Annotated in this window: 13 protein-coding genes and 1 pseudogene; 8 read left to right on the plus strand and 6 right to left on the minus strand. The window is 64.9% G+C overall.

What is annotated here, in order from left to right:
• Positions 1 to 218 precede the first annotated feature (218 nt).
• The 3 genes from ACX12D_RS03215 to ACX12D_RS03225 form a co-directional block, all read right to left on the minus strand.
• Positions 219 to 536, minus strand: coding sequence for a DUF4212 domain-containing protein (locus ACX12D_RS03215; protein ID WP_459372905.1), 318 nt, complete (start codon positions 534 to 536; stop codon positions 219 to 221).
• Positions 533 to 2,089, minus strand: coding sequence for a sensor histidine kinase N-terminal domain-containing protein (locus ACX12D_RS03220; RefSeq protein ID WP_459372906.1), 1,557 nt, complete (start codon positions 2,087 to 2,089; stop codon positions 533 to 535). Before ACX12D_RS03220 ends, ACX12D_RS03215 begins: the two co-directional genes overlap by 4 nt.
• Before the next feature lie 108 nt (positions 2,090 to 2,197).
• The gene (locus ACX12D_RS03225) at positions 2,198 to 2,884 is read right to left on the minus strand and encodes a response regulator (protein ID WP_459372907.1); all 687 of its coding nucleotides are present in this window, start codon (positions 2,882 to 2,884) and stop codon (positions 2,198 to 2,200) included.
• Between the two features lie 297 nt (positions 2,885 to 3,181).
• Here ACX12D_RS03225 and recA point away from each other — a divergent pair, with 297 nt between their 5' ends.
• The 8 genes from recA to ACX12D_RS03265 all read left to right on the plus strand — a co-directional run bounded on the left by recA (position 3,182) and on the right by ACX12D_RS03265 (position 11,913).
• Positions 3,182 to 4,255, plus strand: a complete 1,074-nt coding sequence (gene recA, locus ACX12D_RS03230; RefSeq protein ID WP_174428686.1) for a recombinase RecA — start codon at positions 3,182 to 3,184, stop codon at positions 4,253 to 4,255.
• Positions 4,256 to 4,410: 155 nt separating this feature from the next.
• Entirely contained in the window at positions 4,411 to 4,878 is a 468-nt protein-coding gene (recX, locus tag ACX12D_RS03235) for a recombination regulator RecX (protein WP_183034509.1), read from the plus strand.
• 317 nt (positions 4,879 to 5,195) lie between these two features.
• Positions 5,196 to 5,870 (plus strand): DUF2889 domain-containing protein, encoded by a 675-nt coding sequence (locus tag ACX12D_RS03240; RefSeq protein ID WP_459372908.1) that lies wholly within the window; start codon positions 5,196 to 5,198, stop codon positions 5,868 to 5,870.
• 69 nt (positions 5,871 to 5,939) lie between these two features.
• Positions 5,940 to 7,106 carry an ADP-forming succinate--CoA ligase subunit beta gene (gene sucC, locus ACX12D_RS03245; protein WP_043343899.1) on the plus strand — a complete coding sequence of 389 codons (1,167 nt, stop codon included), beginning with the start codon at positions 5,940 to 5,942 and terminating at the stop codon, positions 7,104 to 7,106.
• Positions 7,107 to 7,187: 81 nt separating this feature from the next.
• Positions 7,188 to 8,069, plus strand: coding sequence for a succinate--CoA ligase subunit alpha (sucD, locus tag ACX12D_RS03250; RefSeq protein WP_043343904.1), 882 nt, complete (start codon positions 7,188 to 7,190; stop codon positions 8,067 to 8,069).
• Positions 8,070 to 8,375: 306 nt separating this feature from the next.
• Positions 8,376 to 9,071 (plus strand): TerC family protein, encoded by a 696-nt coding sequence (locus ACX12D_RS03255; protein ID WP_441638045.1) that lies wholly within the window; start codon positions 8,376 to 8,378, stop codon positions 9,069 to 9,071.
• Positions 9,072 to 9,459: 388 nt separating this feature from the next.
• Positions 9,460 to 9,939 (plus strand): pilin, encoded by a 480-nt coding sequence (locus ACX12D_RS03260; RefSeq protein ID WP_459372909.1) that lies wholly within the window; start codon positions 9,460 to 9,462, stop codon positions 9,937 to 9,939.
• Between the two features lie 102 nt (positions 9,940 to 10,041).
• A complete protein-coding gene (locus ACX12D_RS03265; RefSeq protein ID WP_459372910.1) occupies positions 10,042 to 11,913 on the plus strand; it encodes a PglL family O-oligosaccharyltransferase in 1,872 nt (623 codons plus the stop codon).
• A gap of 26 nt (positions 11,914 to 11,939) precedes the next feature.
• Here ACX12D_RS03265 and ACX12D_RS03270 read toward each other — a convergent pair whose 3' ends face one another.
• The 3 genes and pseudogenes from ACX12D_RS03270 to moaC form a co-directional block, all read right to left on the minus strand.
• A complete protein-coding gene (locus ACX12D_RS03270; protein ID WP_459373916.1) occupies positions 11,940 to 12,410 on the minus strand; it encodes a YMGG-like glycine zipper-containing protein in 471 nt (156 codons plus the stop codon).
• A 204-nt stretch (positions 12,411 to 12,614) separates the two neighbouring features.
• Complete coding sequence (locus tag ACX12D_RS03275; protein ID WP_459372911.1) at positions 12,615 to 13,064, minus strand: hypothetical protein; 450 nt, start codon at positions 13,062 to 13,064, stop codon at positions 12,615 to 12,617.
• 239 nt (positions 13,065 to 13,303) lie between these two features.
• Positions 13,304 to 13,645 (minus strand): annotated as a pseudogene (moaC, locus tag ACX12D_RS03280) (cyclic pyranopterin monophosphate synthase); the annotation flags it as partial.
• Positions 13,646 to 14,033: the final 388 nt, after the last annotated feature.

A 14,033-nucleotide genomic window follows, 5' to 3' on the forward strand; every position in this document is an offset into this window, starting at 1 on the left:
GCACGCGTACTCTGGCGCACGCACGACAACCTCCGAAGTTGCAATGGATTGTGGGAGGCGAAACTTACTGCGTTCTGACAATTTCGGCCGAATTCGCCACTAAACGCTCGGGGTATACGCTAGGCAAAACGCTGGCTTGGTGGTGCTGCGCTGCGGTGCGAAGGGCCTCCGGAGAGCCTTGTGACAATCAGCTTCGAGCGGCAGGGCCGGGCTTCTTGCTATGCAGCATCGTCATGCCGGCGGGCGGGCACGGGCAGCTCGCCGGCGTCATCGTCTTCATCGCGGTTCATGCGCCAGGCATAGATTGCCGCCATCAGGACGTAGACGATCAGCGCGCCCTGCGCGCCGACCCAGAACGAGAAGGGCCAGCCGAAGAAATCGAAGCGCAGCTCGCGCGCATACCAGGCGACCACGAAGGTGACGACGAACCAGATCGACAGCAGCACGGCAATCCAGCGCAGGTTGCGATGCCACGCGCGGCGCTCGGACTGATCGGCCTGGTCGCGCCCGCCGCGCGCGTGGTCGGGATTGGTCATGCAGGCTCCAGGGGAGATGGCCGGCGCAGCGTGATGCGAAAGCATGCGCCGGCCAGGCGCGGCTCCGTCTGGTAGACATGGTCGAGGATGCTGACATCGCCGCCGTGCTGCTGCACGATCTCGCGCACGATGGCCAGGCCCAGGCCGCTGCCCTGGGTCTGGGTGCCGAGCACGCGGTAGAACCGTTCCATCACGCGCTCGCGCTCTGCCACCGGGATGCCGGGGCCGGTGTCTTCCACTTCGAGGTACGCGAAGGGCTCGAACGCATCCGCGCTGACGCGCACGGTGGCGTGGCCATCGGACGGCGTGTAGCGGATGGCGTTGTCGATCAGGTTGTTGAGCATCTCGGTCAGCATCAGGCGATTGCCTTGCACCATCACCGGGTGATCGTCGGCATCCACGCCGAGGTCGATGCGGCGCGCCCACGCCTGCGGCAGCCAGTCCTTGACCACCTCGCGCGCGAGCGCGGCCAGGTCCAGCGGTGCCATGCTGCCGGCGCCGGCCAGGTTCTCCATGCGCGCCAGCGACAGCAGCTGCGTCACCAGGTGAGCCGCGCGCTCCGAGCTGCCGGCGATCTGCGCCAGCGACTTGCGCAGCTCCTCGGGCGATTGCTCGCGCTGCGCCAGTTCCGCCTGCATGCGCAGCCCGGCCAGCGGTGTCTTCATCTGGTGGGCGGCATCTGCGATAAAGCGCTTCTGCGTCTGCACGGACATGTCGAGCCGCGCGAGCAGGTCGTTGAACGAGGCCACCAGCGGTGTGATTTCCTGCGGCGCGGCGCGCTCGTCGATGGGGCTGGTGTCGCCAGGGTTGCGCGCGCGGATGCGCTGCTGGATCGAGGTCAGCGGGGCCAGCCCGCGTGTGAGGCCAAACCACACCAGCACCACCGCCAGCGGCAGGATCACGAACTGCGGCAGGATCACGCCCTTGATGATTTCATTGGCCAGCCGCGCGCGCTTGTCGAGCGTCTCGCCAACCTGCACCAGCACCGGCTGCGCGTCGCCCGCCTGCTTCAGGTCGACATAGGTGTAGGCCACGCGCACGTCGTTGCCCGCGATGCGGTCGTCGCGCAGCGAGACCAGCCCGGCGTGGCCGCGATCGTCCTCGCCGGGCAGCGGCATGTCGTTGTCCCCGGCGACGAACTCGCCGTGCGTGCCCACCACCTGGTAGTAAATGTTGTCGGTTTCATCGGCCCGCAGGATTTCGCGCGCGGACAGTGGCAACTGCAGCGTGACGCGCCCGTTGACCTCGCGCACCTGCTGCGACAGCACGATGGCGCTGGCCTCCAGCGAGCGGTCGAAGGGCCCGTTGGCGATGGACTTCGCCACCAGGTAGGTCACGGCAATGCTCATCGGCCACAACAGCAGCAGCGGCGCCAGCATCCAGTCCAGTATTTCGCCGAACAGCGAGCGCGGCGACGGATGGCCCGCGCTGTCTTCAAGGTGCGGCAGGGCGCCGGCCAGCGTTTCGTCGCTGACGATCTCATCGGGCGGGGAGGGCGCGCGCGCGGGCCGTGCGGCCCGTGCGCGCCGCCGGGGCAGTCGCAGCAGGCTCATGGGGAGGGGGTGTCGGGCAGGTCTTGGCGGTGTCGCCGGCATGCCGTCAAAGGGAAAGGGAAACGGTGCCCAAGCCGATTCTGATTCTGATGATTCTAATGGCGCATTCTAGTCGTGCGCCACGGCGGCCTGGAATTTCTCCAGGCAGTAGCCCAGCCCGCGTACCGTGGCAATGCGGATCCCGCCCACCTCGATCTTCTTGCGCAGCCGGTGCACATAGACTTCGATGGCATTGTTGCTGACCTCTTCGCCCCATTCGCACAGGTGGTCGACCAGCTGCTCCTTGGATACCAGCCGCCCGGTGCGGGTGAGCAGGATCTCCAGCAGTCCGACTTCGCGCGCGGAGAGATCCAGCATCTGCTCGTTCAGGTAGGCGATGCGGCCAACCTGGTCGAAGGCCAGCGGGCCGTGGCGCGTGAGCGTGGCGCCGCCGCCGGCGCCGCGCCGCACCAGCGCGCGCACGCGGGCTTCCAGCTCGGACAGGGCGAAGGGCTTGGCCATGTAGTCGTCGGCGCCCAGGTCCAGGCCCTTGACGCGCTCATCGACGCCGTCGGCCGCGGTCAGGATCAGCACCGGCAGCATGGCGCCGCGCGTGCGCAGGCGCTTGAGCACTTCCAGCCCGGGCATGCGGGGCAGGCCGAGATCGAGGATCAGGAGGTCGAAGGTCTGGGTCGAGAGCGCCGAGTCGGCTTCAACCCCACTGGCGACATGGTCGACGGCATAGCCGGAGTGACGTAATGAGCGTGTCAGGCCATCTGCCAGCACATCGTCATCTTCGGCGATCAGAATACGCATGGTTGTCTCCACCCTGGCCGGCTTAGTCGTCGCTTTACATCAAATGACGCGTGCGGGACTTGCCAAGCATACTGTTTTTTTATACAGTACTCGCTTGATCCGGTCGCGCAGTGAGCGGGCCGGATCGTACTGAATTTAGCAACGAACGAATTACCGACGTTTGCCCAATGTTTGCCCCTGCTGCCAGGTACATTGTCATCAGGAGTTCGCGGCGCGGCGCGGGTCGGGCGGTTACCCGCAAAAGCAGGCGGCGCGCCACATGCGGCCTATTTATACACCATTGACGGAAGGACGACCATGGATGACGGCAAGAAGGCGGGTGCTGGCGTAAGCGCCGAAAAGCAGAAGGCGCTGGCGGCCGCGCTGGCCCAGATCGAGAAGCAGTTCGGCAAGGGCTCGATCATGAAACTGGGCGAGGCCGACATCGACCAGGATATCCAGGTCGTGTCCACCGGCTCGCTGGGCCTGGACATCGCGCTGGGCGTCGGCGGCCTGCCGCGCGGCCGCGTGGTGGAAATCTACGGTCCGGAATCCTCGGGCAAGACCACGCTGACGCTGCAGGTCGTGGCCGAAATGCAAAAGCTGGGCGGCACCTGCGCCTTTATCGATGCCGAGCACGCGCTCGACGTCAACTATGCCGGCAAGCTCGGCGTGTCCGTGGGCGACCTGCTGATCTCCCAGCCCGACACCGGCGAGCAGGCACTGGAAATCACCGACGCGCTGGTGCGCTCGGGCTCGGTCGACCTGATCGTGATCGACTCGGTGGCGGCCCTGGTGCCCAAGGCCGAAATCGAAGGCGAGATGGGCGATTCGCTGCCGGGCCTGCAGGCCCGCCTGATGAGCCAGGCGCTGCGCAAGCTGACCGGCACCATCAAGCGCACCAACTGCCTGGTGATCTTCATCAACCAGATCCGCATGAAGATCGGCGTGATGTTCGGCTCGCCCGAAACCACCACCGGCGGCAATGCGCTGAAGTTCTACGCCTCGGTGCGCCTGGACATCCGCCGCATCGGCTCGATCAAGAAGGGCGATGAGGTGATCGGCAACGAAACCAAGGTCAAGGTGGTCAAGAACAAGGTATCGCCGCCGTTCCGCGAAGCCTTCTTCGACATCCTCTATGGCCAGGGCATCTCGCGCCAGGGCGAAATCATCGACCTCGGCGTGGACGCCAAGGTCGTCGAGAAGTCGGGCGCGTGGTACAGCTACAAGGGCGAGAAGATCGGCCAGGGCAAGGACAACGCGCGTGAATACCTGCGCGAAAATCCGGACATCGCCGACGAGATCGAGAACAAGGTGCGCGAGTCGCTGGGCGTGGTCCTGATGAACGGCACGCCGGCCACCGCCGGCGCCGTGGTCACCGCCGAAGACTGAGCTTCGCTGGCCGGGGCATTTCCGGCCGCGATCCCCACCCCGGGGCGGCACGCGCAGCGACGCGCGCCGCCCCGGTTTGCATTTTTAAAGCGCATCTATAAAACGCATTGATAAAGCGCATTGACAATGCGCGGTGTTCAAGCGCGCCTTCCCCCATGGCTACCCGTCCTCCTCTCTCCCTGAAAGCCCGCGCCGTCGGCTACCTGTCGCGGCGCGAGCACAGCCGGGCGGAGCTGGCGCGCAAGCTGGCCCCGCACGCCGAGTCTCCCGAGGCCCTCGAGCAACTGCTGGATGCGCTGGAGCGCGAGAACTGGCTGTCCAACGCGCGCTTTGTCGACAGCCTGGTGCATCGGCGCGCGGCCCGCTATGGCGCCGCCCGCGTGATGCAGGAAGCCCGCACCCATCAGCTCGGCGGCGATCAGCTTGCCGACCTGCAGGATCGCCTGCGCGGGTCGGAGCTGGAGCGCGGCCGCGCGGTCTGGCAAAAGCGTTTTGGCACGCCGCCCGCCACGCCGGAAGACAAGGCCAAGCAGATCCGCTTTATGGTCGCCCGCGGTTTTTCCCGCTCGGTGGTGAGCCAGGTGATCAAAGGGGCGGATGAATGGCTGGACGGCAGTGACTGACGTCCGCCGGCGCGGCAGCCACAAGTTCAAGTGATGCCGCGGTGATGTCACGGTCCTGTCCTGCACCGGTTTCGGGCACATACCTGCTTTGCCAGTAGGCGTATTCCGAATCTTCACGCCTTGTTCACGGCTTGATGCCTTAGGCCGTTTCCCCCGCAATGCCGCGATTTTTCCGTATGCGCGGGGCTTGGCCGTCGCTCGACAATCCCGGACAACAGCGCCGCGCGCAGTTTGTTCCCGGCCAAGGTTGTCCGGCATGTTAAAATCCTGCGGTTTTCCGGCCCAGCCGTCCATTTCTCCCGCTCCTGCCTGGTGTTATGCCGCTTTCCCCGCCCGTCAATCGCGCCCTGCGTCACCGTCGTGCCATCACGGCGGAGGCTTATCTTAGGGACGACGGCCTATGGGACATCGAAGCGCGCCTGACTGACACCAAGCCGCGCGAGATTCCGCTGGCCGGCGGCGGCGTGCGCCCGGTGGGCGAGCCGCTGCACGATTTGTGGCTGCGCGTCACCATTGACCTGCGCATGAACGTCGTGGACGCCGATGCCTGTTCCGACTGGGTGCCTTATCCCGGCCAGTGCGACACCATCGGCCCGGCCTACCGCAAGCTGATCGGCCTGAACCTGATGAAGGGTTTCCGCAAGTCGGTGAAAGAGCGCCTGTCGGGTGTGGCCGGATGCACGCATTTGACCGAGCTGGCCGGCATACTGCCGACCACCGCGATCCAGGCATTCGCCGGCGATGTGTTCAACATTCGCGACGGCGGTGCCGAAGACACCAGTACCGAACCGCCTTACCAGTTGCATGGCTGCCATGCCCTGCATTTCGAAGGCGAAGTCGTACGCCAGTTTTACCCCCGCTGGTATGGTCACCAGCCAAAACCGAGGACCAAGACCGAAGGGTCTTCGACCCCGGCGGCGCAGCCAGCGGAGGCGCTCGCCGCCCCCGCCGACGGCGCCATGTCGCGCAGGTCAACCGGTACTTCTGGCTAAGCCAGGCCGGCCTGCAGTCCGCCGAGATTTCATCTCCACACTTTTACGCCTACCCGAAAGGAAACACGCATGAATATCCATGAGTACCAAGGCAAGGAAATCCTGCGCAAATACAATGTGCCGGTTCCGCGCGGCATCCCCGCGTTCTCGGTCGAAGAGGCCCTGAAGGCTGCTGAACAACTGGGCGGCCCGGTATGGGTCGTCAAGGCGCAGATCCACGCGGGCGGCCGCGGCAAGGGCGGCGGCGTGAAGGTGGCCAAGAGCATCGACGAGGTCAAGACCTACGCCACCAACATCCTCGGCATGACCCTGGTCACGCACCAGACCGGCCCGGAAGGCAAGAAGGTCAACCGCCTGCTGATCGAAGAAGGCGCTGACATCAAGAAGGAACTGTACGTCAGCCTGGTGGTTGACCGTGTTTCGCAAAAGGTCGCCCTGATGGCCTCCAGCGAAGGCGGCATGGACATCGAAGAAGTCGCTGCCCACAGCCCGGAAAAGATCCACACGCTGATCATCGATCCGTCGGCCGGCCTGCTCGACGCGGACGCTGACGACATCGCCCGCAAGATCGGCGTGCCCGACGCAAGCGTGGCGCAAGCCCGCCAGGCCCTGCAAGGCCTGTACAAGGCATTCTGGGACACCGATGCTTCGCTGGCTGAAATCAACCCGCTGATCCTGACCGGCGACGGCAAGGTGATCGCACTGGACGCCAAGTTCAACTTCGACTCCAACGCCCTGTTCCGTCACCCGGAAATCGTCGCTTACCGCGACCTGGACGAAGAAGATCCGGCTGAAATCGAAGCGTCGAAGTTCGACCTGGCCTACATCTCGCTGGACGGCAACATCGGCTGCCTGGTGAACGGCGCTGGCCTGGCCATGGCCACCATGGACACCATCAAGCTGTTCGGCGGCGAGCCGGCCAACTTCCTCGACGTGGGCGGCGGTGCCACCACCGAGAAGGTGACTGAAGCCTTCAAGCTGATGCTGAAGAACCCGAACCTGAAGGCCATCCTGGTCAACATCTTCGGCGGCATCATGCGTTGCGACGTGATCGCCGAAGGCGTGATCGCTGCATCCAAGGCCGTGTCGCTGTCCGTGCCGCTGGTCGTGCGCATGAAGGGTACCAACGAAGAGATCGGCAAGAAGATGCTGGCCGACTCGGGCCTGCCCATCATCGCCGCCGATACCATGGAAGAAGCTGCCCAGAAGGTCGTGGCTGCTGCCGCGGGCAAGTAAGCCAGACGCGAACACGAACGCCAGCAGCGCGCCGGGGCCAGGCCTTCGCGCGCTGCTTTGAGCCAAGCAAAGGATTACAGCATGTCGATTCTGATTAATAAAGACACCAAGGTCATCACCCAGGGCATCACCGGCAAGACCGGCCAGTTCCACACCCGTGGCTGCCGCGACTATGCCAACGGCAAGAACTGCTTCGTTGCCGGCGTGAACCCGAAGAAAGCGGGCGAAGACTTCGAAGGCATTCCCATCTACGCAAGCGTCAAGGATGCCAAGGCATCGACCGGCGCCACCGTGTCCGTGATCTACGTGCCGCCCGCAGGCGCCGCTGCCGCCATCTGGGAAGCCGTTGACGCCGACCTGGACCTGGTGGTCTGCATCACCGAAGGCATCCCCGTGCGCGACATGATGGAGCTCAAGGACAAGATGGCCAAAGGCAACAAGAAGACCCTATTGCTGGGACCGAACTGCCCGGGCCTGATCACGCCTGACGAAATCAAGATCGGCATCATGCCGGGCCACATCCACCGCAAGGGCCGCATCGGCGTGGTGTCGCGCTCGGGCACGCTGACCTATGAAGCAGTCGGTCAGCTGACCGCGCTGGGCATGGGCCAGTCGTCGGCAGTGGGCATTGGTGGCGACCCCATCAACGGCCTGAAGCACATCGACATCATGAAGATGTTCAACGACGATCCCGAAACGGACGCCGTGGTCATGATCGGCGAAATCGGTGGTCCGGACGAAGCCAACGCGGCTTACTGGATCAAGGAAAACATGAAGAAGCCGGTGGTTGGCTTCATCGCTGGCGTGACCGCGCCTCCGGGCAAGCGCATGGGCCACGCCGGCGCGCTGATCTCGGGCGGTGCCGACACGGCGCAAGCCAAGCTGGAAATCATGGAAGCCTGCGGTATCAAGGTCACCAAGAACCCGTCGGAAATGGCTCGCCTGCTCAAGTCGATCCTGTAAATACCGATCTGCAGCCTCCCGCCTCCGGGCGGGAAAGCTTGCCGGAGCCAGAGCGCTCGCATGACTGCGGCCGCACACCGGCTCTCCATGCCCCCGCCTTCGTGCGGGGGCATGTCATTCTGGAGTACCGTTACCTAGGGTATCTCCCAAGGTGCGCGACATGCCGATTGAAACCGAATCGAAAGCTTGATACGGTAAATCTTCATGTCTGAAGACTCAGACATCCGAAATTCCGCAGGCGCCGCAGTTTTTGGCGGTGCCATGTGGCGTTAGAATCATAATTTAAGAAACTCGAGGAGCTTTACCGTGGAACTGCTGTCCTCCACCGCTTTCTGGATCGCGTTGGGATCCATTATCCTGACCAACATCGTGCTATCCGGCGACAACGCCGTGGTGATCGCGCTGGCCTCCCGCAACCTCCCGCCCGCCCAGCAGAAGAAGGCCATCTTCTGGGGCAGCGCCGCCGCCATCATCATGCGGGTGGTGCTGACGGTAGCCGCGGTCAAGCTGCTGAGCCTGCCGTACCTGAAGATCGTCGGCGCCATCCTGCTGGTCTACATCGGCGTGCAGCTGCTCACCGGCGATGACGACGAAGAAGGCCACTCGGCCAAGGACAACATCTGGGCCGCGATCCGCACCATCCTGATCGCTGACCTGGTGATGTCGCTCGACAACGTGGTGGCCGTGGCCGCCGCGGCGCAGAAGGGACCGGAAGGCAGCCAGCTGATGCTGCTGATCCTGGGCCTGGGCCTGTCGATTCCCCTGATCGTGTTCGGCAGCACCATTCTGCTCAAGGTCATGGACCGCTTTCCCATCATCATCGTGCTGGGCGCCGCGCTGCTGGGCTACCTGGCCGGTGAAATGCTGGTCAGCGACCCGGTGGACGCCGCATGGTTCGAGATGCACGTGCCGCATGCCCACCTGGTGTTCGGCGTGATCGGCGCCGCGCTGGTGGTGGTGGTTGGCAAGCTGCTGAATAAGCGAGCGCCACAGACGGCCTGATGGGCTGATAGGCTTTGGCCCGTCTTGGGACGGGCTTGTAGATTGGGTGGTGCCCCGCTGGGGCACTGCCGGACAGACGGGTGGCCCGGGAGCCGCCCGTTTTGTTTTTGGGCCGTAGCGCAGGCCACTCGGCGGATTCGGCGGTGATTTCAGTGCGGTTTCAGACTGACTTGAGCCAAAACGTAGGCTTACTGACCCGCCGCGTCATACTTAGTGACAAAATTTGCGCGGGATCAACACCCGGAAGAGCCTGAAGTGGCGAAAATTGTCACTCGCCGACGAGACATCAAGACTTGGCGGCGCTGGCACGCTAAGTGCTAAGAACTGACGGCATCACATGAAACAGAATGTTTCGATTTGTATCTAAAATTCCTTCGAGGGGTCAATCATGCAACAACGGGTGCAACAAATGAAAAAACTGGGCCGCCGAGCCCAGAAGGGCTTCACGCTGATCGAACTGATGATCGTGGTTGCGATTATCGGTATCTTGGCGGCAATCGCAATTCCGCAGTATGGCGACTACACTTCCCGGACTCGCGCAGCCGGAGCGGCGTCCGAACTAGCAGCGTTCAAGACCGGCGTCGCCATGTGTGCTCAAGAGACTGGCGCGCTGGCGAACTGTACTACCGGCAACGCCAATGGTTATATCCCGGCCTTCGTCGCTACTCAAAATCTGACGGCGGTTGCAGTCGCTGCTGGCGTTATCACCGCAACAACAGGAGCTACCGACGGCGCCACGCCTCCGGTTAAATTGACTATCGTCGACACGCCGACCATCACGCCGGGCAATGCAAATATGACATGGTTGAACAATGGTACGAGCTGTGACGCCAAGCGCGGCTTCAAACCGGGTCAAGGCGATTGCTAATTAGCTAGCATTGTCCAATGAGCGCCTTCGGGCGCTTTTTCTTTACCCACTCCCCAAGCTATCATCCGCCTTCTGCCCGCAAGGGATAACAAGGCGCCCCACATGCTGCCCTCCCGGTCAGCCATTCCTCTCAGCTTCCTGGCCGTAGCCGTCACGCTACCGCTGCTGGTCTCCCGGCACACGCTCCCCCTCGCCACCTTCTACGGCGAATGGACCTCGGCATTGCTGTTTGCGCTCGCCGTCATCGTGCTGGCGGCCTCGGCACAGCGGCAAGCCAGGGACACGGCCTATCAGGCCGCTCCCGCCCAATTCCCCTGGATCGTCCTCTTCCCGCTCTGGCTGATCGCCACCGGCATCACGCAAACGCTGACCGGCATGGCCGATGTGTCGGGCAGCCGGTTGCTGACTGAGCTCTCGCTGGCACTGGGCGCGGCGGTGATGTGGGCAGCCTGGCGCCAGGGCCGTGCTGCGTCGTCCGTGGAGCGGCAAGCGATGGTGGATGCGCTGGCCATCGCCTGGCTGGTGGCGGGGTTGCTGGGCACGCTGGCGCAATGGGTGCAGGTGTTTGGCCTGGAGCCGGACACGCTGGGGATGGTGTCCACTTATTTTTACGATGACAACCGCCGCTTGTGGGGCAATCTGAACCAGCCTAACCATCAGGCGACTGTTGCGGGCATTGCGCTGGCGGCGGCGGTCTGGCTGGCGGCGCGCGGGTGGTTGCGGGTGCCGGCCTGGCTGGCGGCGGCGGCGGTGCTGGTGAGCGGCATCGTGCTGTCCGGCTCGCGCACGGGTGTGCTGCACTTGGGGCTGGCCGCGGTTTATGCGCTGGTGGCTGCCTGGATGGCGCGGGGCGGGGCGGCGTTTGGCAGCACCGGTGAGCTTGGCGGATTCGCAGGCGCCATGCAGCGCGCCGGCCACGCCGGGCGCAACCCCATGCGGCGTCCCGCTGGGCTGGCGTTTGCCGCGGTGGCCATGGTGGTTTTGCTGCTGGTCTTGCAGCCGGCGATCAAGAGCGCCGGGCAGGCAATGGGCTGGCGCCTCTTCGATACCGTGGCGCAGATGCAGGGGGGCGACCAGCTTTCGTGGCGCGCCGCGATGTGGACGCACGCGTGGGCGATGTTCCGCGCCCATCCGTGGCTTGGGGTGGGCTGGGGTGAGTATGGCTGGGCGCAGTTCCAGCAGCTCGCGCAGGTGGGCGTGAAAGTCGAGATGTCGCTGCATGCGCACAATGCCGTGCTGGATATGCTGGCCAAGATGGGCGTGATTGGCGCGGCGGGTGTGTTCCTGAGCCTGCTGGCGTGGCTATGGCGCGTGGCGCGCCAGCGCTTGTGGCGCGGGGATGCGCGCGAGCGCGCGCAGACGGGGCTGGTGCTGACCTGGCTGGCGATGCTGTGCGCGCATTCGATGCTGGAGTACCCGCTGCACTACCTGTATTTTGTGCTGCCGTTCTGCTTCATGCTGGGCTGGCTGGAGCCATCGGGGTTCGGCCGCCTGCGCACGCCGCGCGGGTTTGCCGTGCTGGCAGGCCTGGCATTCGCCGGCGTGGCGGCGGCGATCCTGACGACAATGTGGCAGGACTACCGCCGTGCGGAGGCGCGCGAGTACGCCCGCGCCGAGCGCCGGGTCGCATTGCCGATGCCGAACTTCTGGTTCCGGCAGGCTGCCGCGTCGGACGCGATCGAGGAGGCTAAGATCACGCCGGAGAATGCCGCGCAGTTGCTTGGGGCCCATATCGCCGCCGTGCACCTGCTGCCGACCCCGACGCTGATCTCGCGCACCGCCTGGCTGATGGCGCTGACCGGCGACCCGGTACAGGCCCGGGCGTGGCTGGAGCGGCTGCGCTTCTACTTTGCGGGGGATGAGGCTAACCAGTTCGCGGCGCTCGCCCGCGCCTGCGCCGAAGTCGACGCGGCGGCGCAGCCGCGGGATTTCTGCGACTGGGTGCAGCTGCGCGCCAAACGCAAACCGGCGTGAGCCTTCCTAAGCTGCGCCGCGCCGGGTTATTGCGGGGCGTAGCCCGGGGGCGGCGGAGGCGGATAGTAATACGTTGGCGCAGCAACCGGACGCGGGACCGAGGCCATGCGCCCGTAGACCGGCACCCGGTTGCCGCTTGCATACATGCATTGCACGTACGCCGCGTCGTACTGGCGCTGGCTGCCATAGCCGGCATACTGGGCATTGCCTGCCCCTACCGCCGCGCCGGTGAGCAGGCCGACACCCGCGCCCACCGCCGCGCCCGTGCCGCCATTGAAGGCCGCGCCGGCCGCCGCGCCCAACGCGGTGCCCACCACGGCGCTGCCTACCGCGCTATTGGTGGCCGCCTGGTTGGCGGTGACGCCACCCACCTGCCCAAAGGCGAACTGGCGGCAGTTGTTGTCGTCGGCCCGGAACTGGTCGAAGTTCTTGCCGGTGCCCGGCAGCACCATCACGCTTGGCCCGCTGGGCATCACTGCGCATCCGGCCAGCACCATCGCCGCGAGCGGCAGGCTCAGCAGGATTGGCAGGCTGGGGCGGTTGAAGTGGTTTAGGACTTTCATCTCGGCACCTCGGTACCTCGGTCATCGATCATGGTCCGCGCGCGCCGGCGCAGCGCGCCGTGAGCGCTTCGGGCATTCAGCTTGCCCGTCTGTCAGGCGCAGGTGGAGATCAGGCGGGCATCAGTCACACAGCAGGCGCTAGGCGGGTGGCTGTGCCGGCACCTTCTGCCAGCCGCCGGGGCAGGCCTTGATATACGGGTAGTAGCCGTCAGGCCGCGCGCAGTGATACCAGTACGCCTGCTGTTGGGGCGCGGGTGCCGCGACACCGCCGCTGTCCATTTCCATCGTGCCGTCCTGGTCCTGCTCGATGTACTGCGCCGGCGCCGCAGGTACCCCGACGACCGCGGGCCCATAGGCGTAGCCGGGCGGGTAGTAGTACGGGTAGGGGTAGCCCCACCCGTAGCCGTAGCCGAATCCAGGGCCGATATAGACGCCTACGCTGCCGTGCCAGCCGCCATGCCAGCCACCGCCGCCGTGCCATCCACCACCACCGTGCCAGCCACCGCCGCCTCTTCCCGCCAGCGCGGTACCGCTCGCGCCCAGCGCCGCCAACACCAGCAAAAGCTGGCCAACCCTACGCCCGTTCATGTTGTCCACCTTGGATCGACGCGGAACGTGGTTCCGCCGGCAGCGCAGCTTGCGCCCCCTAAACTGCATTGAATACCAATTTGCCGCAAGCCGCGATGCGCCGCGCTCTGGCGAAATGCGGCGTTACGCTTGTTACAGCGGAAGCGGCCCTGGCGCTGGACTGTGTCAGGATTGGTAAGAAAGGTGGCGCGTATTGGCGATGCGGATCAGGCACATGTGGCGGGTGCTGGGCATCCTGCTCAGGTGCCCGCCACCCAATCCCCCGACTTCCCGCCATGCTTCTCCAGCAGCTTCACGTCGCCCATCACCATGCCGCGGTCGACCGCCTTGCACATGTCGTAGATGGTCAGCAGCGCCGCCTGCACGCCGGTCAGCGCTTCCATTTCCACGCCGGTCTGGCCGCGGGTCTCGGTGCGCACGGTGCAGCGGATGGTGGCGCTGGCCTCGTCCATTGCGTAGTCCACCGCCACCTTGGTGAGCGAGATCGGGTGGCATAGCGGGATCAGGTCAGAGGTGCGCTTGGTGGCCATGATGGCGGCCACGCGCGCAATGCCTGGCACGTCGCCTTCGGAAGCGATGCCGCGAACTGCATCGCTGATCGCCGTGGATTCTTCCACTTTCCGCTTGGCCCGCAACATTCGCTTGGGCAGGCCGGAAGCAGGGAGATTTCGACACGCCTCCCGTTGCTCACATCGCCCGGCCTGTACACACCAAAGTGTTCTTGCACAGGCACCTGATTGAAATTCGTCTCTTTCAAGGTACGCGCGACCGCGCGGAGACGTTCCGCCGCCAGAGATTTGGGGCTGCTCTCGCCTTCCTCGGCATAGCCCCCGACCGTGATGGCCTTTTGCCTCGGGTACTTGATGCGCTGATCGACCATCCAGTTTGCCAGGCGGAGCATTTCGGATGCGGTCACGACACTTGAGTTGGACGCGAAGTAAACGTCGATATTCTTGCCCGGCATGCACG

The organism is Cupriavidus sp. PET2-C1 (genome assembly GCF_054515855.1).